The organism is Bacillus sp. LSHTCR4 (genome assembly GCF_057197025.1).
This window is the reverse complement of record NZ_JBXUNO010000001.1, coordinates 1,769,066-1,788,421: the sequence shown is the minus strand read 5'-3', so window position 1 is coordinate 1,788,421 and position 19,356 is coordinate 1,769,066. Positions and strand designations below refer to the sequence as shown.

Below are 19,356 nucleotides of genomic sequence, written 5' to 3'. Positions count from 1 at the left end.
GTGATAAAAAAATAATACACCTATTTGCGATGAATTTAAAATATTTTTACAAATAAAAATATTTTTTATGAAATTTGTATATATGTACAGTTGGCACGTCAATTGCATGAAAGAAAGTGAGGGAGTAAAAAGAAGGGAGGATACTACGTGAGGCACTGTGACGTTTTAATAATAGGCGGTGGTATTATTGGCTGTTCTATCGCTTATTACACTTCAAAATACGGAAGAGACGTAACAATCATTGAAAAAGGAGAATTTGTCAGTGGGACGTCTTCACGATGTGACGGAAATATTTTGGCTATTGATAAAGACCCAGGGTTTGATAGTCAAATGTCGTTAGTAAGTCAAAAGTTAGTAACTGATTTAAGTGAAGAGTTAGAGCACTCATTTGAATATAGGGCGCCAGGAAGTATTCTCGTATGTGAGTCAGACGAAGAAATGGAAGCAGCGCAGCAATGGGTGAATCGCCAAAAAGAAGCTGGTTTACCGTTTCGAATGCTTGATAGGCAAGATATAAGAGCGGAATCGCCATTTTTTGCAGATGATTTATTAGGCGGATTAGAATGCGCAACAGATTCGACTGTAAATCCATATCTTCTTGCTTTTTCACTTCTTGCAGAATCAAAAAAATATGGTACGAAGGCGTTTAATCATACGGAAGTAAAAGAAATGAAAAAAGGTATAGACGGTTCCTTTATTGTAGAAACGACAAATGGGACGTTTACTGCGAAGCAAGTGGTGAACGCAGCGGGTGTGTGGGCTCCGAAAATCGGACAAATGTTGGATATAAATATCCCAATTGAACCGAGAAAAGGGCATATTATTGTAGCTTCAAGGCAACAACATGTTGGTTGCCGTAAAGTAATGGAATTTGGTTATTTAATTTCTAAATTTGGTGGAAAACGAAAAGTGGATGCTTTAACTGAAAAATATGGGGTAGCTCTTGTGTTTGAGCCGACAGAAAGCCAAAATTTTTTAATTGGTAGTAGTAGAGAGTTTGTAGGGTTTCATACGAGGATAAATAACGAGGTTATTAAATGTATTGCGAATAGAGCAATACGTTTTTATCCGAAAATGGCGGATATGATGGTGATTCGTTCATATGCTGGATTACGCCCGTGGACAGAAGATCATTTGCCGATTATTTCACGTGTGGAACATATCCCAAACTACTTTATAGCAGCAGGGCATGAAGGGGATGGAATTAGTCTTGCCGCAGTTACAGGGAAAGTGATTGAAGAGTTATTAAACGAAAAAGAAACAATCATTCCTATTGAACCACTTCGTTTGAGTCGTTTTACAGAAAGGGTGTTAAACGGATGAGGTCACAAAGAGTCTTTACCACAATTGATACACATACGGGCGGGAATCCAACGAGAACATTGATTAGCGGCCTGCCTAAGTTAATTGGAGAGACGATGGCAGAGAAGATGTTACATATGAAAAAGGAGTATGACTGGATTCGCAAATTGTTAATGAATGAACCGCGTGGTCATGATGTAATGTCAGGAGCACTATTAACAGATCCGTGTCATCCTGAAGCAGATATTGGTGTTATTTACATAGAGACAGGTGGATATTTACCGATGTGTGGTCACGATACAATTGGTGTATGTACAGCTTTAATTGAATCAGGTTTAATTCCGGTAGTTGAACCGATTACCTCGTTAAAGTTAGACACGCCAGCCGGATTAGTTGAAGTGGATATCTTTGTTAAAGATGGAAAAGCGAAAGAAGTCTCCTTTTGTAACATACCAGCTTTTTTACTAAAACACATTACTGTAGACGTCGAAGACATTGGAACTGTAGAGGCTGATATTGCGTATGGAGGGAATTTTTATGCCATTATCGATGCGAAATCAGTAGGGTTAGAGTTAGTACCAGAAAACGCATCTACAATCATAGATAAGGCAATTCATATAAGAAATATCATAAATGAGAAATTTGAAATCATTCATCCAGAGCATTCGTTTATTAGAGGATTAACCCATGTGGAGTTTTATACAGATCCTACTCATGAAAGTGCGCATGTGAAAAATACAGTTGTCGTTCCGCCTGGAGGAATTGATCGTTCTCCATGTGGTACAGGAACATCAGCGAAGTTAGCGGTATTATATGCTAACCAAAAAATTGAGATTGATGAAGAGTTTGTTCACGAGAGTATCGTTGGCTCTTTATTTAAAGGTTGTGTCATAAATACGACAAATGTTGAAAATATTGAAGCTATCGTAACGAAAATTACAGGTTCAGCTTGGCTTATGGGGATGCATAGATTTTTTTACAATGAAAAGGATCCACTGAAAGAAGGCTTTTTGCTAATTCCGCCGATGGAACATGAAACGGAGGATGTAAAATGAACATTCAAAAAATGTATACAGCAGTAGACGTACACGTAAATGGCGAGGCATTCCGTGTAATAAAAGATGTACCATGCAAGTACTACTACAATTTAGAACAATTAAACGAACAATTTTCAGGTGAATTAGCAGAAGAAATGCAGCTTTTATTAAATGAACCGCGTGGTTTTATCGGTTTAAATGGATGTATCGTCGTTCCTTCTATTCATACGGAAGTTGATGCAGCTGTATTATTTTTTAATCATGAAGGGTCAATCCCTCTTCATTACGGAGGTATTGTCGCAGTTATAACGATGTTACTAGAAAGCGGGTATTTAAAAAAGAGAGAGACGAATCAATACAAAATCGAAACGCTATCTGGCATATTTTCAGTCCTTGCGTATGTAGAGAATGATGAAGTTGTATCTGTTTCGTTTGAAAGTAAACTATGTTATATGATTGAGAAAAATTTACAAGTAAGTAATATAAGTTACTCACTCATACAAGCAGATAAAGTATATGCAGTTGTAGAAAAAGGTGCGTATTCACCAGAAATTCATATTGAAAACATTTCTGAATTGAAAAAATGGGGAGAAAGTACATTACAAGCTATACAAAAACAGTCGTTAATAAAGAGGCTTATTTTAGTAGATTCTTCGCAAAAAGAAAAGAACCATATAAAGTCGATTACCTTTCATGAAAATAACTTTATCGTACGTTCGCCGGGGTTTGTCTCTACTATTGTGTCTTATGTTCATGCGTTATTTAAAAACGATAATATAGCGGATAAACCTTTTATAAATGAAAGTATAAGTAATAGCTTTATAACAGTTGAAAAAGTGAAAAAGGAAGAAACGGGTTACATTTTCCGTTTTGAAAGTAGAGGTTTTATTACAGGGATGCAGACGTTTCTATTAGATTCTACAGATCCGTTTCCGACAGGATTTTTATTAAAATAACATGATAAAGGGAGAGATGAATATGAAAAAAATTAAAGGGGCATTTCCAGTATTAATCACACCGATGGATGAGTTTCAAGAAATTAATTGGAACGGTGTAAAACAAAACGTAAACTATTTTATTGAGCAAAAAGTGGCTGGCATTATTATTAATGGAAGCACAGGAGAGTTTGTTAGTTTATCAAAAGAAGAGCGATTTAAAATGGTAGAAACAGTATTAAAAGAAGTTGATGGTCGTATACCAGTTATTGTTGGAACTGCTGCGGAGACGACGAAAGAGACGATTGAATATACGAAACATGCAGAAGCGCATGGAGCGGATTGTGCGTTAATTATAAATTCGTATTATTGTAAACCGAAAGAAGAGGAAATATATTTTCATTTTAAAGAAATCTCAAACGCTGTAAATATTCCAATTATGTTATACAATAACCCGTTTACATCTGGTGTTGATATGAGTACAGAACTCATGCTACGTATTGGAAAAGACTGTGAAAATGTTACACATATTAAAGAATCTAGCGGAGATATTCGAAAAGCGAGAGATTTAGTAAGACAAGGCGAAGGTACTTTTCAAGTGTTCTGTGGATCTGAAGATTTAGTTATGGAATCTTATTTAGTTGGTGCAACGGGATGGGTTTCAGTAGCAGGAAATATCGTACCGGGACTTGTGACGAAAATGTATGAGCATTTTCATAATGGTGAATTAGAAAAAGCTTGGGAAATAAACGACGCTATTTTACCTCTTTGCGAGTTTCTTGAAGGATCAGGAAAGTATGTGCAAATCGTGAAACGATCAATGGAATTACACGGGCAAGCTGGAGGACCTTCACGTTATCCGAGACTCGGATTAACTGAAGAAGAAGATCAAAAACTTCAAACGATTATTTCAAAAATTGCAGCTCATGCAGCTGTTTAAATAAGGAGGAGAGCGTATATGTTAACGACAAATATTGAGCTGAAGCCAAAAGTGAAAGCGTTTTTAGACGAAGAGATTAAAATGTTTATTAATGGTGAATTTGTTCCTTCAATTAGCGAAAAGACGTTTGAAACATATAATCCAGCGACAGAAGATGTTCTTGCAGTTGTTTATGAAGCACAAGAAGAGGATATTGATACGGCAGTTAAAGCGGCACGATCTGCATTTGAATCAGGACCTTGGGCAGAAATGACTACCGCTGAAAGAGCGCACCTTATTTATAAATTAGCAGACTTAATAGAAGAGCATGGGGAAGAATTAGCACAGTTAGAAGCTTTAGATAATGGGAAACCATATCAAGTAGCACTGGATGATGATATTGCAGCGACTGTAGAAAATTATCGCTATTATGCGGGATGGGCTACGAAAATTATCGGGCAAACCATTCCGATTTCAAAAGATTACTTAAATTACACACGCCATGAACCTGTTGGCGTTGTAGGTCAAATTATTCCTTGGAATTTTCCGCTCGTTATGTCTTCTTGGAAAATGGGAGCTGCACTAGCAACAGGTTGTACAATCGTATTAAAACCAGCAGAGCAAACTCCTTTATCCTTATTATATGCAGCGAAACTTTTTAAAGAAGCAGGTTTTCCAGATGGTGTTGTAAACTTTGTGCCAGGTTTCGGCCCTGAAGCGGGAGCTGCAATTGTAAACCATCATGATATTGATAAGGTAGCCTTCACAGGTTCAACAGTTACAGGAAAATATATTATGCGTCAATCTGCAGAAACAATTAAACATGTAACGTTAGAACTTGGTGGTAAATCACCTAATATCATTTTAGAAGATGCTGATTTAGAAGAAGCGATTAACGGTGCATTCCAAGGTATTATGTATAATCACGGTCAAAATTGTAGTGCTGGATCTCGCGTGTTCGTACACCGAAAACATTACGAAACAGTTGTAAATGAACTCGTAAAAATGGCGAATAACGTGAAACTTGGAGCAGGTATGGAGAAGGAAACGGAAATGGGTCCACTCGTATCTAAAAAACAACAAGAGCGTGTACTACATTACATTGAACAAGGAAAAGCTGAAGGTGCTACTGTTGCTGCTGGTGGTGAACGTGCATTTGAAAAAGGTTATTTCGTACAGCCAACAGTATTCATAGATGTTACTGACGATATGACAATGGTTAAGGAAGAAATTTTCGGTCCAGTTGTCGTTGTACTTCCATTTGATACAACGGAAGAAGTAATCGAAAGAGCAAATCGCTCTTCTTACGGACTCGCTGCAGGCGTATGGACACAAAATATTAAAACAGGACATCAAGTTGCCAATAAATTAAAGGCAGGAACGGTATGGATTAATGATTATAACTTAGAAAATGCAGCGGCACCATTTGGTGGATTTAAACAATCCGGTATCGGTCGTGAGTTAGGTTCATATGCGCTTGATAACTATACAGAAGTGAAAAGTGTTTGGGTCAATATAAAGTAATAGAGAGTCTAACTGTTAATGAATAGAGATACGGACAACTGGAAGCTTTCATAATAGTTGTCCGTTTTCTTATATATAAAATAGTTTTCAAAAGAATGATAAGGGGGATTTGGATGGAGCAATTAATAGAGTGGTTAGTAGGACAAGTATGGAGTATTGGGTTAGTTATTTTCGCATTAGGAGCAGGTGTGTATTTTACAATTGCAACTCGTTTTCTACAAATTCGTTATTTTAAAGAGATGATTAAGCTATTATTTGAAGGGAAGAGCTCGGAGACGGGAATTTCATCCTTTCAAGCATTTTGTTTAGCTTTATCAGGTAGGGTTGGAATAGGTAATATTGCAGGGGTCGCGACAGCTATCGCTTTTGGTGGACCTGGAGCTGTATTTTGGATGTGGGTAATGGCTCTTTTAGGAGCAGCTAGTGCATTTGTTGAATCAACATTATCTCAAGTGTATAAAAGTAAAGTTGGAAATGAATATCGCGGTGGTACACCATATTTCATCGAAAAAGGCTTGAAAATGAAATGGTTTGCAGTCATTGTAGCAGTCGTTGTAACACTTTCATATGGCGTTTTATTACCAGGTATACAATCTAGTAGTATCGCAGTTGGATTCGAAAACTCTAACGGTATTAGCAAATATATAACGGGTATATTGTTAGTCATATTATTAGCAGCAATCATTTTTGGGGGCGTAAAGAGAATTGCAGGAGTTTCGCAAATGCTTGTTCCATTTATGGCAATTGGATATGTAATTGTTACATGTATCATATTAATTGCGAATGTAACGGAAATTCCAAGTATGTTTGCTTTAATTTTCACTAGTGCTTTTGGTGTAAATGAAATGTTTGGTGGAATCGTTGGTGCAGCAATTGCATGGGGCGTGAAGCGGGCTGTATTTTCAAATGTTGCTGGCGTTGGAGAAGCGACGTATAGTTCCGCTGCGGCTGAAGTATCTCACCCAGCAAAACAAGGGTTAGTTCAAGCGTTTTCCGTATACATTGATACAATTGTCGTATGTACAGCGACAGCTCTTATGATTTTAATAACAGGTATGTATAATGTTATACCTGAAGGGAAAAGCGCTATTGTAAAGAATATAGGAAATGTAGATGCTGGTCCAATCTATACACAACAAGCTGTTGAAACTGTTATGACGGGATTTGGACCATTATTCATTTCAATCGCAATTTTCTTCTTCGCATTTACAACTTTACTCGCTTACTACTATATCGCTGAAACGACACTTACTTATTTAGATCGTGAGGTTAAATATAGCTGGTTAAAACCAGTATTAAAAATTGGGTTTTTAATTATGGTTTATATCGGTAGCGTAGAATCGGCGTCGCTTTTATGGAATCTTGGAGATTTAGGAATCGGTAGTATGGCATGGTTAAACTTAATCGCGATTCTATTATTAAGTAAAATCGCATTAAAAGTGTTAAAAGATTATGAAGCGCAGAAAAAAGTAGGGAAAGATCCAGTATTTGATCCTAAAAATGTAGGGATTGAAGGTTTAACATTTTGGGAAGAGAGAAGTAAAGAGGTTCAAAGAAAAAACTCTAAAGAACAAGCGGTAGTGGATGATAGTCTGAAACTGTAGCTTAAATAAACTGAATATTCATTCTATTAAACGAGGTATATTGCCTTCTTTTCATCACATACTACAGTAGGTACAGATAATTTGAATGGAGGTAATAATAAGATGGAACACGAACAACATCATAGTTCAGTAAATGACGTTCTACATCATTATAAAGAAGGAATCGGTAGTTTTACAAACCAAATTCCTGAAATCGCTGAGACATATAATGTATTCACGCAAGCTTGTTTTCAAGAGGGTTCTTTAACAAAAAGGGAAAAACAACTTATCGCATTAGGAATTAGTCTAGCAACGCAAGATGAATATTGTACAGTTTATCATACAAAAGGGTGTCTTGATCAAGGGTGTTCAGATAAAGAGATTCTGGAAGCATGTGGCGTATCAGCAGCATTTGCTGGCGGAGCTGCCATGAGTCAAGCAGTAACTTTAGTGCAAGAGTGTTTAACAGAACTGAAAAATCAAAAGCATTGAATATAAAAGAGCGTTTTAAACTTTAGGTTTAAAACGTTCTTTTACGTGAGATTAAATTTGAGTATGAAAATTACCTTGTATGTGATGTATTAAAGTAAGAATTTTAAATTTAATGGGAATGAGGAATAACAACTATTTATTTAATTATTTAATTATTTATTTGTTTTTAAGTTTTCCGAAAAAGTTTCAATTGTTTCATGTAATCAATAGCTTTTGTTTTGTTCTTTTGTTTACATACATATTCGAATTCATTCTTATCTCTATAATAACTATTCATCATGTCTTCTGTAATAATTCCATCAGAAATCGCTTTTTTAATTGCGCAGTGTGGTTCATTTGTGTGGGAGCAGTTAGAGAATTTACATTTCTTAGATATCGCCTCTATATCCTCATATCCAAGATCAAAGTCGTCCTTATGATTTATTAAGTCAAATCCTATTTTGCTAATGATTAATCCCTCCACTTTTCAATGAGTTTTTAGAAGTACGCATACAGAGTTTATCGTTTTTTAAGTTATATGTAATTTAACATTCCATGTTTTTATAAATCGATTTTTCTACGTCAGGAAGAACTCTGTAAATGCTCTTACCGATTAAGGATTCTAATTCATTCTTAATTGTATAGAAACCTTTCCAATGTAAAGAAGAATGAGAGGTTGTTCCATGTCGTAAACCAACTGAAATCAATCTTTTTTCAAGAGTAGTAAAGCCATCCGCATCAGCAAGTGCGTCACAAAGGGTAATGACCTTATTGTATAAGTCGTAGTCACTATTTTCATTTAATATTTCAATTAATCGTCTTTTCATATAATCAGGAACAATGGGCCACTCCGCTGCTATATCTAAATGCTCATTTTTACACGGGAATGAATGTGTAACGCAAATAATCGCGTTTCCTTTATACCCTAAATCATTCATATACATATAACCATCATAGGAATGAATAACAGATTTAGTAAAACCTTTATACCTTCCTATATCATGCAGGAGGGCAGCATTATATGCTATGTCAGCATTTAGGTCATACCCATTATTAATAAGTTCTACAACTATCTTTTCAGTTGCAAGGGCAACATTACATGAATGTTCGAACCACGGACCTGGGTTTTGTTCATATGCCCACTCGAGTAATTCTCTTGCGTATGTCCTATCTAATATATACTTCATATAAGTATCCTTTCTCTAAAAAATTGTACTTTAAATAATTTCATCTTATTAATTCGTTTTTCCTTCCTTAAAACTTGGTACAATGAAATAAAAGGGGGATTAGTAATGCAAAATGTAGTAATTGGAGAGATTAAGCAAATAAAAGATGATTTGGGAGAGCTTTCTAACCTTTTGAAAACAGTTGTAGATGATGGGGCGTCAATTGGTTTTTTACCTCCACTGGAACAAAAAGAATCAACAAAGTATTGGCAAACTGTTTTAGCGCCAGAAGTGATCTTATATGTCGCTAAAATAAACAATAAATTGGCAGGGAGTATTCAATTACAATTAGTTACAAAGCCTAACGGAATTCATAGAGCCGAGATTTGTAAGTTAATGACTCATCCAAACTATAGACGTAATGGTATTGGACGTTTACTTATGCAAAAAGCAGAGGAGCGAGCAAAGCAAGAAAATAGGTCCCTTATAATACTAGATACGAGAGAAGGAGACCCTTCCAATAGATTGTATAAATCATTAGAGTATCAAGAAGTTGGAAAAATACCAGAATACGCAATTTCTCCGAGTGGTGATTTAGATGCCACAGTTATTTATTATAAAGTTTTATAAGTTATGATTAAAAAGCTATCATGCTCAAAATAATAAACCACAATTTTTAACACCGTCTATATTTCTCTAGCGGTGTTATTTGAATTTATTTAATGTACAAATTGAATTTGAGAAAGTTTTTAGAGGGTTCTGTTTGTATGGTCTTTCGCCTTATAATGGATGTAGAGAAGATGACTAGGCAACTATAGTTATTTTCGCTTTATAATGGGAAAGGGGATGAAGAGATGAAAACGAAAGGTTTACAGAAGGTGAAGAAAGTTATATTAAGTGGTGGGATATTACTTACAGGATTGTTAACTTTTGGTTTTTCAGAAAAAGCTTCAGCACATGGATACGTAGAATCACCAGCGAGTCGTTCTTATTTATGTAAGCAAGGGGTAAATGTAAATTGCGGTCCGATTCAATATGAGCCGCAAAGTGTAGAAGGAATAGGTGGATTCCCGCAATTAGGACCTTCTGATGGACAAATCGCAGGAGCTGGCCATTTCCCTGCTTTAGATGCCCAGACTGTAGATAGGTGGAAGAAAGTTACGTTAAATGGCGGGACGAATACATTCAAGTGGAAACTAACGGCTCCTCATAGTACGAAAGAGTGGAAATATTATATTACGAAGAAAGATTGGAATCCAAACAAGCCTTTAACGAGGTCTGATTTAGATTTAGTGCCTTTCTATGTGAAAAATGATGGAGGAGCTAGACCTGGAACTTCCGTAATACATGAAGCAAATGTGCCTACTGATAGAAATGGATATCACCTTATTTTAGCTGTGTGGGAAATAGCGGATACTGGAAATGCATTTTATCAAGTTATAGATGTTAACCTTGTAAATAACGGTTTACCATCAAATAACGTGCTAAATAATGTAGTGCGAGTTCCTACATTATTTTAAATAAAGTATACATTTCGATCATCTAATTCATTTTAGATTATCTTTTTTATGAAAAACGATGAAAAATATAGAAGAAAGTGCAATTATTTATAAAAAATTATGCTTTAAATATTGTCATATTTGCTTCTTTAAGATATCCTTTTCATGAAGAGGTGGAAAACATGGAAAAAGTACTAGTTTTCGGGCATAAAAACCCAGATACAGATGCAATTTGTTCTGCAATTGCTTATGCAGAATTGAAAAAAGAATTAGGAATGAATGCTGAGCCTGTACGTTTAGGCGAAATCAGCGGTGAAACTCAATTTGCGTTAGACTATTTTAAAGTAGAAGGACCGCGTTTTGTTGAGACAGTAGCAAGCGAAGTGGACAACGTTATTTTAGTTGACCATAACGAACGTCAACAAAGTGCTAACGATATCGAATCAGTTCGTGTGTTAGAAGTTATTGATCATCACCGTATTGCTAACTTTGAAACAAGCGATCCTATTTACTACCGTTGTGAGCCAGTTGGTTGTACAGCTACAATTTTAAACAAAATGTACAAAGAAAATGGCATTACAATTCGTAAAGAAGTTGCAGGTTTAATGTTATCTGCAATCATTTCAGATTCTTTACTATTCAAATCTCCAACTTGCACAGAGCAAGACGTAGCAGCAGCTCGTGAATTAGCGGAAATCGCTGGTGTAGATGCTGATAAATACGGCTTAGAAATGTTAAAAGCTGGTGCTGACTTAAGCGGAAAAACAATGGAGCAATTAATCTCTCTTGACGCTAAAGAATTCCAAATGGGTAATGCGAAAGTTGAAATCGCACAAGTAAACGCTGTTGATACAAATGACGTTCTTGTTCACCAAGCGGAACTTGAAAAAGTTATCTCTGCAGTAGTAGAAGAAAAAGGTTTAGATCTATTCTTATTCGTTGTAACTGATATCTTAACTAACGATTCTGTCGGTCTTGCGATCGGTAAAGCAGCAAACATTGTTGAGAAAGCATACAACGTATCTCTAGAAAACAATACTGCTACATTAAAAGGTGTAGTATCTCGTAAAAAACAAATCGTACCAGTATTAACAGAAGCATTCCAAGCTTAATATTATTGATTATGATTTAACAAAAAGGACAAGTAGTCGGATTGGCTGCTTGTCCTTTTTCTTTCTCTAAAAAACAGAAAATTTTAATTTTTAAATAGGAGGCTTGTGTATGCTTAATGATTTGGAAAGTAAATTACAGTCACTTTTAGAGCGAAATATTAATTCTGTTTTAGAATTAGAAAATTGGCTTTTAGAGGAACTACGTGTAAACGCTGAAATAGAAGAGGAGATTACAAGTAGTTTAATCGCCACGTATAGAGATACAAATGACAGAAATAAACGTAATTTAAATATGTATAATCAAAATACAATTCAACCACTATTAAAAAGATACAATGCAAAATTTGACCAGAAATTTAGAGAGTGTCAGTTTTCCGATTTATTAGATGAGCAAAAATATGGATTTATGAAAAAAGTAAGATTGGCAAAAAGTAAAATGTTTAATGAAAAGAACATTGCTCTTTCTATTAAAGAGCAAGAACTTATTACAAAATATAGAGAAATAATGTCTAACATATCTATTAATTGGGAAGGTGAACAAAAGACGTATGCATACGTAAAGGCAAAGCTAGATAAACCCAATAGAGCTATTCGCGAAAAAGCTTGGTACGCTTTATGTGAGGCAAGAAGTGTAATGAAAATAGAAATAGATTGTATTATGAATGAACTCATTCAATTGCGGAATGAGATAGCTTTACATGCAGGGTTTCATAATTATAGTGAATATGCTTTTAAACAAAAAAACAGAGATTACAGTATTGAAGATTGCTATAAGCTCCATGAATCTATAGAAAAGCATGTTGTACCAATTTGGAAACAGTTAGGAAGTATTTCTAAAAAGAATCTCGGTGTAAAAATGTATCGCCCTTGGGATCTTTCTCCATGTCATTTACCAAAAGTCCCTTTCCAAAATGCTATTGATTTATTGGATGGAGTGGAAGAAATGTTTCAGACGACAGATTTATATTTTTATGAGAAATTTATTCAAATAAGGAAAGCGGGATTGATTGACGTAGAAGAACGTGAAAATAAAGCACCAGGAGCTGCTTGTTTTACATTGCCTCATAGTAAAGAGGTTTTTGTGTATTCTAATTTTAGTCCATCTTTTTATGCAATTAATGCACTGATACACGAATTGGGGCATGCATTTCATTTTTATAAACAATTTAACAATGATAGTAGCATGCAGGAAAGATATCTGCGCGAAGAGGTGGCTGAGCTTTATTCACTCAGTCTTGAGTTATTAGTAATGGATAAGTTGAATATTTTTTATAAGCAAGAGGATGAATATAAAGAAGTGCAGCGCGTACAATTATATCGTGCTTTGTCTTTATTAATGTCGTCAATTGCAGGAGATATATTCCAGCATTGGCTTTATGCAAATCCAAACCATACACCAGAAGAGCGTGATAAGAAATATGCCGAACTATGCAAAAGGTATCAATATTCATCAGTCGACATTGCAGGATTAGAAGGTGAAATCGGTGCAAGCTGGATAGAGTCATTTCACTATGTTCAGTTTCCTTTTTATAAAATTGAATACGCAATTGCACAAATAGGAGCGATGCAACTGTTTCAAATATATCGAGAGGACCCAGAAAAAGCGATTGCTATCTTTAAAGAGGGAGCGAGTGCAGATTGGAACCTACCTATACAAGAAATATATGAAAAAACCGGTGTCACGTTTGACTTTTCAGAAGAAAGGATTGAAAGTACTGCATTGGTTATTTGGGATCTAATTAACGAATTAAAATAAAGGATAGCATTCGCTATCCTTATAACTGTTTATTTGTAGATTTTTTCTTGTTTATATAAAATGTAATAATAGCAGTAATGAGGAAAATAGGTATAGCATACACTTGCCCAACAAACAACTTCCAGCCAACATGATTATAGCCTTGAGATGCTGGAGCAAGCATAGTGATTATGCAAACAATAATATAGAGTACTAGTGCAGGGGTTATATTTTTCATTTGTTCACCTCCTTTTCAGAAAATCATCACATATATATTTATATAATACATTATAGTTTGAGATAACAAATATGTTTTTCTAATATTTATGTAAATAAAAGGGTTGTTTTTAAGTGGAATAGAATAGGTGTATGTAGAATGATATAGGGGTGTTACATATAATGAACAATATATTAAATCGAATAAAGAAAGATGTAAGTATAGAATTATTGAATACGCTATGGCCTGGTTTTAAGAGGGCTGCATTTGCACTATACGATGATGAGCATGTGTATGTATTTCATCATCCTCTATTTTTGAAAGATAATGATGAGTATAGTGTTTTAAAGTGGGATGAACAATTTAAAGGTGATACTTGTATTCTATTCAAAGATTATCCAACTGCCATCGTGAATATGAATAGATATAAAGATTATGCAAGTTTACTTGCGATTGTGGTGCATGAACTTTTTCATTGTCATCAATATTTGAATAAAGAAAGTAGATTTCCAAATGAATCTATAGGATTTCAATATCCTATAATAGAAGAAAACACAGAATTACGAAATAAAGAACGAATTTGTTTATATGATGCTGTTCATTGTAAATCTCAAGAAGAGAAAATTAATTATATTAAGCAATTTATTAAACTAAGAGAGCAAAGAGCTAGTGCTATGGGAGAAGATTTTATAACATATGAGCATATGATTGAAAGTATAGAGGGGCCTGCTTGGTATGTTGAAATGAATGCTTACAATGTAGTATGTAAAAATGATGAAAGCGACACAATACGAAAATATAGCGGACTCATTTTAGATGCATATGAAGCTAATTGTAACATTAGAAAGAGCTGCTATAGCTCAGGAATGCTTTTATGTTTATTATTAGATGAAGTCCTACCTGAATGGAAAAAGAGCTTCTTTAATAGTGATAAATCGTTATATGCTTTTTTAAAACAAAATATAAATGTGGATTTGAGTTTAAATAATGAAATTACAATAAGTAAAGAAACGAAGCAAATCCTTCATTTTGTTCAAGACGAAAGAGACAAGGATTTCAACCACTTTTATGAGGAGAAAGGGTATCATTTGTATATTATAGGCAATATAAAATTAAATTCGTTTAATCCAATGAATGTAAAGTTAAACGGAAATAAAGCATTACATAAAACATTTTTAAGTGTAGGTATACATAATAAAACATATATGATAAATCAGCCTGTTTTAGCATCTTTTGAAGAAGATTTTAAAAATATGACAAAAGTTCATATCATAATAAACGAAAAACCGAAAGAAACAAATAATGGATGGAACGTATTGGGGGTTGGAGATATAGAAGCTGAGTATGAAGAAGTAGAGGGTTCTATATTTTTATATTTAAAAAGTTAGAAATGAGGTAAGAAAAAACGATGAAAAGGTTATGCATAATTCCATGCGGAAAGAAGAAAATTTGGGATAAGTATCCTGATTACGGACCGATGGAGGCAAAAGATGTATATATTAGCCCATTCGGAAAAGCATGTCAGGTGTATGCAGCGATGTTTTTCGAGAATTGGGTTATATTATCGGCGAAGCATGGATTTTTAAGGCCAAATGATATTGTACTAGAAAACTATGATCTTGCATTTGATTCAAAGAGTGATGAGATTATTAGTATGGAAAAATTAAAACAACAAATGATTGAAAAAGACTTGCTTCAGTTTGATGAAATTGTTTTACTCGCAGGTAAGAAGCATAAGAAGGTAGTAACACAATTATATCCAGAAGAAATCATTACGTATCCGTTAGCAGGATGTAAAGGGATTGGGTATATGTTGCAGAGGTTGAAAGGGGCTGTAGGGGAAGGTAAGGAATTATAATAGAAAACTAATTCGTGTTTCTATAATATGAAATAAAATCGACTCTAAAAAAGAGTCGATTTTATTATTTAAAACTTAATTTGGTAATTAAATGGTTCAGGTTTTATATCGTAATTTTCACTTGAGCCTTCTAGTATTAGTTGCAATTCACCTTGCTCAATTGGGAGTTTAGGGAATGTTAAAACAGCATCACTAGTTACACCAGGCATCATACCTTGTGGAATTTTAGGGTATTTTGCTTCATAATTATCTTGGTATTCTAATTGTTGACCACCTACAATTAATTTAGAGTTAAAATCATAGAAATTAAATGCTGCAGTTGCATCATTTTTGGCTGTAAAATAAACTCGTGTTTCTTTATCAGCAATTTCAATTTTTTTAACAATCATTTTATAACCATTATGGTCTTGCTCTTGATTTACTTCAATTGTTTTTTTTGCTGGATCAAAAGCTGTTGCATAATCTGTTTTTTCGATACTTGTTGCAACAATAGTGGGGCCTTTTACTTTTCCACCAAATGCATTTTCACCTTCAAAGACGTCTTTTATTGTTCCCTTTACATGAATGTAATCTTCGCGTTTTACATCTAATTTAGGGTCTTTAAAAGCAATAATAGTGTTTTTGCTGTGCTCTTTATCAGCCCAAGCTTGAAGATATGTACCATCTTTATCACGTTCAGGCTCGACAAAGATTTGCGCATAGAAATCAACCTTTTTTCCTTTATACTCTTTAGGATTAGAGTGCATCTTTTCAAATTCTTCTTTTGATAATACCTGTGTCGATTCACGTGTCTCCTTAGTAGTTTTCTTTGATGTTGAATCTTTAGAGTCTGTATCTTTAGAGCATGCTCCCCCTAAAATAATAGCTCCACAAAGAACAGATAATAGAATTTTCTTCAAAATTTATCCTCCTACACATATAAAATATATTTTCGGTTTATAGTATAACAGATTACAAGTAATTATTTTACAAAAACTTTTAAAAAAAGTTATTTTTAGTAAGATTTACTATACTAAAGAGTCAAAACTAGACTAGCAAACAAGCATTTTTATACGTTTAAACATAGAATATGATGAATTCTATTTAGGAGGATGCATATTCATGGGGAATCATTGTAATTGCAGACGTTCATTTTGGGACGATTTAATGTTTGGAAGATGTAGATGTAGGGAGTGTCACGAATGTCGTTGCAAAGAGAAACCGCAGTGCGATTGTGAAGAGTGTTGCTGCAAGGAGAAACCGAAATGTGATTGTGAAAAATGTCATTGTAAAGAGAAACCGAAATGCCATTGTAAACGTGAAGGGTATTAATAATAAAAAGAGTACGTTAAGTACTCTTTCATTTTATAAGGTTATATTCCATCTTCAACAGATTTTTTTACAATTTTCCATTTATCCTGTTTTTTAATCTTTATAGCTACATGAGTTCCAGTAGACTCCTTATAAAAAATATATCCATTGTTTGCGTTCACATATGTCAATGGTTCACCTATGCAATCTCGTGAACAAGATGTATTGATAATCTCAATTAAGGATAGTTCGCTCGGATCTGTCCTACTTGCATCTATAATCGTATCAAGGTCTGTTTTACGATAACCTTGTAAGTTTACTTGGAAATTTTGTTCGATTTCTCCTGTAATACTAGTATTCATTACTTCAACTGAATTTTTCTTTTCTTGAAGAAATCCGTTTTCATAAAGTAATTTTGTATAACCAACCCATGCGATTAAAACTAGCATGATAAACATACTACATATTTTAAGTGTTCGAAGGCGTTTACTAACTATCGTTTCTGAGTATTTCATTCCGTTTAATCCTCCAATGTTTTTAATTTAAAGTATGCTTGGATACATATATTTAGAAGAGGATGATAGGTAACTAGTTCTGGATTCCAAAAAAGAAAGCATCCGAAGTTAGATGCTTTCTTTTTTAGTGTTTTTCTTCACTATCTGTTCGTTACTTGTTTCATAAGTGGCCTAATTTCTTTAACCGGTGGTTTTTTATCATATACATCAACGTAAGAAAAGTAATAATTTAAGTTTCTAAGAAGTCCTTTTCCTATTTTAGCGCTTAAGAATGGGAACACTTGTCCAGTATAATCGTCAAGAGATTTACAGTAGTATTTTTCATCTAAATATATACTGTATTTACATGTTAGTTCTACTAGTGAGTTTCCGTCATTATCAATTACTTCCTTAGAATCAATAATGTCTATTAATGCGAATTTTTCATTTAGATAAACTTTCTTCTTTTTCTCGTGTTTATTTGTAAGTATAAATACGAGACCAATGGCGTTAATCAAACTATTTCCTCCTATAAAAAACGGATATTAATAAAATATATCGATATAAGCTAAATGTAAAGAGCGGGGGTGAAATATCATTGATAGAAAGCTCAATAAGCCGATTTGATTTTTCAAATCGGCTTATTGTTATTGGAATACTTGCGGGAATTGCTTTACGATTGCGTTTGTTATCAAGTCGGACATTTCTAAAGCTTCTTTTTCAATTTTATCGTACAGTTTTACGCCTGCTTCATAATCTTTATTTAGGAACGCCAGTGCTTCTGCCTTAGTTAGTGCTAAATGTTCATAAAACATTTTTCTAAATTCTTCTTTATCTATATATGGGTTGATGCTAGTAAGAAACGCAACAATTTCATCACCGTTAGCGTACCATTTTTTCTCTATAGCGGTAGCCGCATTTTGATCACCAGCTTTTGCGGCTTTAACAAGATCCGCTGCAATTACTAAGTGTTCTTTAATGAGTGCACTATATTTTTTTACAGCATCCTCACCATAGAATGGTTCGAGCGATAGTCCCATATGTGTTGCATTTTGAAGAAGCCGTCCAACTGTAACGTTTATGTCTGGTAAATTGAAAACAATACTTATAATAGCTAATCTCGTCCAAGCGACATGTTGTTCCCATAAGGAACGCATATAACCTTTTAAAAAATTCTCGTTTTTACTAATTCGGTAATTACGTACAGATATATCAAAGTGTACATAAGGATTATGATAGGGGGAGTAATACGATTGCCAATAAGAATACATAAACGGTAACACTCCTTTGAACATGTATAACTCAAAGTATGATGGGAATTTATATTTAGTTACGTGTCCTCGTTTATTTTTAAAATCCGAGTGTTTTCATTATGGTATATATAGATGAAACGAATATAAAGTAAAAGAGGCTCTGCAAGGGAAGTCGCAGAGCCTCAAAAGGGTATTGCCGAGATGTCGGACTCGACTACGTAATATTATCATAAAATTCTATTAAAAAAACCTGGTAAATGTGTCCAATTGAAAGTGAGTCTTTAATAAAGTCAAAGGGATCTGCTTCCCGCGGCAGATCCCATTAACTAGATAATGTCGATGAGCAAAAACTCATCTGGAGTACCTTTATAGTAACAAGTGAATTTGATTTTGTGTATTGAGAAAAAAGAATTAGATATTTAAATGTTAAGTATTTATATTTTACCTTTTGTAATTATCACCATTTGTAGTGAGTGGATTATGGTTATAAAATGGTGATAAGATTTATAATTACATCTAAAAGTGTTATGAAATATATAAATTAAAAAAGACCCGCTTATATAAGCAGGTCAACTTAAGGGGTTTATCCAACAGAATATTTCATATAATACCAACTGTATTGCAGTAAGTCTATAAGGTTTATATTGAGAAAATTATTTTGAATGATCTATTTCGCACGTGTATTAACGTTTAAAAAGTTGAGAAAGAAAATGAAAAAGCTTTCTATAAGAAAATAATGGTTGGTACTTATAGTATGATTCATATTTCCACGCTTCATTATGTGAGAATTGGAGTTGGTTCGATATGGTTTTCTGTTTGATGGAACTCATATTACGGTGCTTCATATAGTAACCTCCTGAATTCATATGTATAAGATTAGTAGTATGCAAGGAGAATTAATAAAATGTGTATTTATTTTGAAATTCGTTATAATTACTAATCATTCTCAAAAACGTAAAGA

General features: G+C 34.0%; 20 protein-coding genes. 13 read left to right on the top strand and 7 right to left on the bottom strand.

Translation table 11 applies throughout. From position 1 onward, the window contains the following. The first annotated feature begins 147 nt into the window (after positions 1-147). The 7 genes from AC2CGR_RS09200 (at position 148) to AC2CGR_RS09170 (ending at position 7,792) form a co-directional block, all read left to right on the top strand. Complete coding sequence (locus AC2CGR_RS09200; protein WP_270185073.1) at positions 148-1,323, top strand: NAD(P)/FAD-dependent oxidoreductase; 1,176 nt, start codon at positions 148-150, stop codon at positions 1,321-1,323. Then, positions 1,320-2,357, top strand: a complete 1,038-nt coding sequence (locus AC2CGR_RS09195; protein ID WP_270185074.1) for a proline racemase family protein — start codon at positions 1,320-1,322, stop codon at positions 2,355-2,357. The genes AC2CGR_RS09200 and AC2CGR_RS09195 overlap by 4 nt, the downstream gene beginning before the upstream one ends. Next, on the top strand, positions 2,354-3,295 hold the full coding sequence (locus tag AC2CGR_RS09190) for a proline racemase family protein (protein WP_071725684.1): 942 nt from the start codon (positions 2,354-2,356) through the stop codon (positions 3,293-3,295). Before AC2CGR_RS09195 ends, AC2CGR_RS09190 begins: the two co-directional genes overlap by 4 nt. A gap of 1 nt (position 3,296) precedes the next feature. Next, a complete protein-coding gene (gene dapA, locus AC2CGR_RS09185) occupies positions 3,297-4,214 on the top strand; it encodes a 4-hydroxy-tetrahydrodipicolinate synthase (protein ID WP_270185075.1) in 918 nt (305 codons plus the stop codon). Between the two features lie 18 nt (positions 4,215-4,232). Continuing rightward, positions 4,233-5,717 carry an aldehyde dehydrogenase family protein gene (locus tag AC2CGR_RS09180; protein ID WP_270185076.1) on the top strand — a complete coding sequence of 495 codons (1,485 nt, stop codon included), beginning with the start codon at positions 4,233-4,235 and terminating at the stop codon, positions 5,715-5,717. Between the two features lie 113 nt (positions 5,718-5,830). After that, positions 5,831-7,321, top strand: a complete 1,491-nt coding sequence (locus AC2CGR_RS09175; protein WP_270185077.1) for an alanine/glycine:cation symporter family protein — start codon at positions 5,831-5,833, stop codon at positions 7,319-7,321. A gap of 102 nt (positions 7,322-7,423) precedes the next feature. Beyond that, a complete protein-coding gene (locus tag AC2CGR_RS09170; RefSeq protein ID WP_484480761.1) occupies positions 7,424-7,792 on the top strand; it encodes a carboxymuconolactone decarboxylase family protein in 369 nt (122 codons plus the stop codon). A 166-nt stretch (positions 7,793-7,958) separates the two neighbouring features. Here the strand turns inward: AC2CGR_RS09170 and AC2CGR_RS09165 are convergent, their stop codons facing one another. Then, positions 7,959-8,255: a P-loop NTPase family protein gene (locus tag AC2CGR_RS09165; RefSeq protein ID WP_000398676.1), complete on the bottom strand. Its 297-nt coding sequence runs from the start codon at positions 8,253-8,255 to the stop codon at positions 7,959-7,961. Positions 8,256-8,316: 61 nt separating this feature from the next. Beyond that, entirely contained in the window at positions 8,317-8,958 is a 642-nt protein-coding gene (locus tag AC2CGR_RS09160; RefSeq protein ID WP_000875117.1) for an HD domain-containing protein, read from the bottom strand. 105 nt (positions 8,959-9,063) lie between these two features. Here AC2CGR_RS09160 and AC2CGR_RS09155 point away from each other — a divergent pair, with 105 nt between their 5' ends. The 4 genes from AC2CGR_RS09155 to AC2CGR_RS09140 all read left to right on the top strand — a co-directional run bounded on the left by AC2CGR_RS09155 (position 9,064) and on the right by AC2CGR_RS09140 (position 13,304). Then, positions 9,064-9,567: a GNAT family N-acetyltransferase gene (locus AC2CGR_RS09155; protein WP_001181846.1), complete on the top strand. Its 504-nt coding sequence runs from the start codon at positions 9,064-9,066 to the stop codon at positions 9,565-9,567. 224 nt (positions 9,568-9,791) lie between these two features. Next, on the top strand, positions 9,792-10,457 hold the full coding sequence (locus AC2CGR_RS09150; protein ID WP_087963926.1) for a lytic polysaccharide monooxygenase: 666 nt from the start codon (positions 9,792-9,794) through the stop codon (positions 10,455-10,457). A 161-nt stretch (positions 10,458-10,618) separates the two neighbouring features. After that, positions 10,619-11,548 (top strand): manganese-dependent inorganic pyrophosphatase, encoded by a 930-nt coding sequence (ppaC, locus tag AC2CGR_RS09145; protein WP_001992310.1) that lies wholly within the window; start codon positions 10,619-10,621, stop codon positions 11,546-11,548. 109 nt (positions 11,549-11,657) lie between these two features. Next, on the top strand, positions 11,658-13,304 hold the full coding sequence (locus AC2CGR_RS09140) for a M3 family oligoendopeptidase (RefSeq protein WP_270185079.1): 1,647 nt from the start codon (positions 11,658-11,660) through the stop codon (positions 13,302-13,304). Positions 13,305-13,323: 19 nt separating this feature from the next. Here AC2CGR_RS09140 and AC2CGR_RS09135 read toward each other — a convergent pair whose 3' ends face one another. Next, positions 13,324-13,521: a DUF4017 family protein gene (locus AC2CGR_RS09135; RefSeq protein WP_087963928.1), complete on the bottom strand. Its 198-nt coding sequence runs from the start codon at positions 13,519-13,521 to the stop codon at positions 13,324-13,326. Between the two features lie 161 nt (positions 13,522-13,682). On the opposite strand from AC2CGR_RS09135, the gene AC2CGR_RS09130 reads away from it, so the two are divergent. Continuing rightward, entirely contained in the window at positions 13,683-14,888 is a 1,206-nt protein-coding gene (locus AC2CGR_RS09130; protein WP_270185080.1) for a peptide ABC transporter permease, read from the top strand. Positions 14,889-14,908: 20 nt separating this feature from the next. Then, complete coding sequence (locus AC2CGR_RS09125) at positions 14,909-15,358, top strand: DUF6884 domain-containing protein (protein ID WP_087963930.1); 450 nt, start codon at positions 14,909-14,911, stop codon at positions 15,356-15,358. Between the two features lie 68 nt (positions 15,359-15,426). Here AC2CGR_RS09125 and AC2CGR_RS09120 read toward each other — a convergent pair whose 3' ends face one another. From AC2CGR_RS09120 to AC2CGR_RS09105, 4 genes are all read right to left on the bottom strand, one after another. Beyond that, positions 15,427-16,257: a DUF4352 domain-containing protein gene (locus AC2CGR_RS09120; RefSeq protein WP_087963931.1), complete on the bottom strand. Its 831-nt coding sequence runs from the start codon at positions 16,255-16,257 to the stop codon at positions 15,427-15,429. Positions 16,258-16,710: 453 nt separating this feature from the next. Next, positions 16,711-17,163, bottom strand: a complete 453-nt coding sequence (locus tag AC2CGR_RS09115) for a hypothetical protein (protein ID WP_000877590.1) — start codon at positions 17,161-17,163, stop codon at positions 16,711-16,713. Positions 17,164-17,303: 140 nt separating this feature from the next. Then, complete coding sequence (locus AC2CGR_RS09110; RefSeq protein WP_033691758.1) at positions 17,304-17,660, bottom strand: hypothetical protein; 357 nt, start codon at positions 17,658-17,660, stop codon at positions 17,304-17,306. Between the two features lie 129 nt (positions 17,661-17,789). Further along, positions 17,790-18,413, bottom strand: coding sequence for an acetylglutamate kinase (locus AC2CGR_RS09105; RefSeq protein WP_484480760.1), 624 nt, complete (start codon positions 18,411-18,413; stop codon positions 17,790-17,792). Positions 18,414-19,356 lie beyond the last annotated feature (943 nt).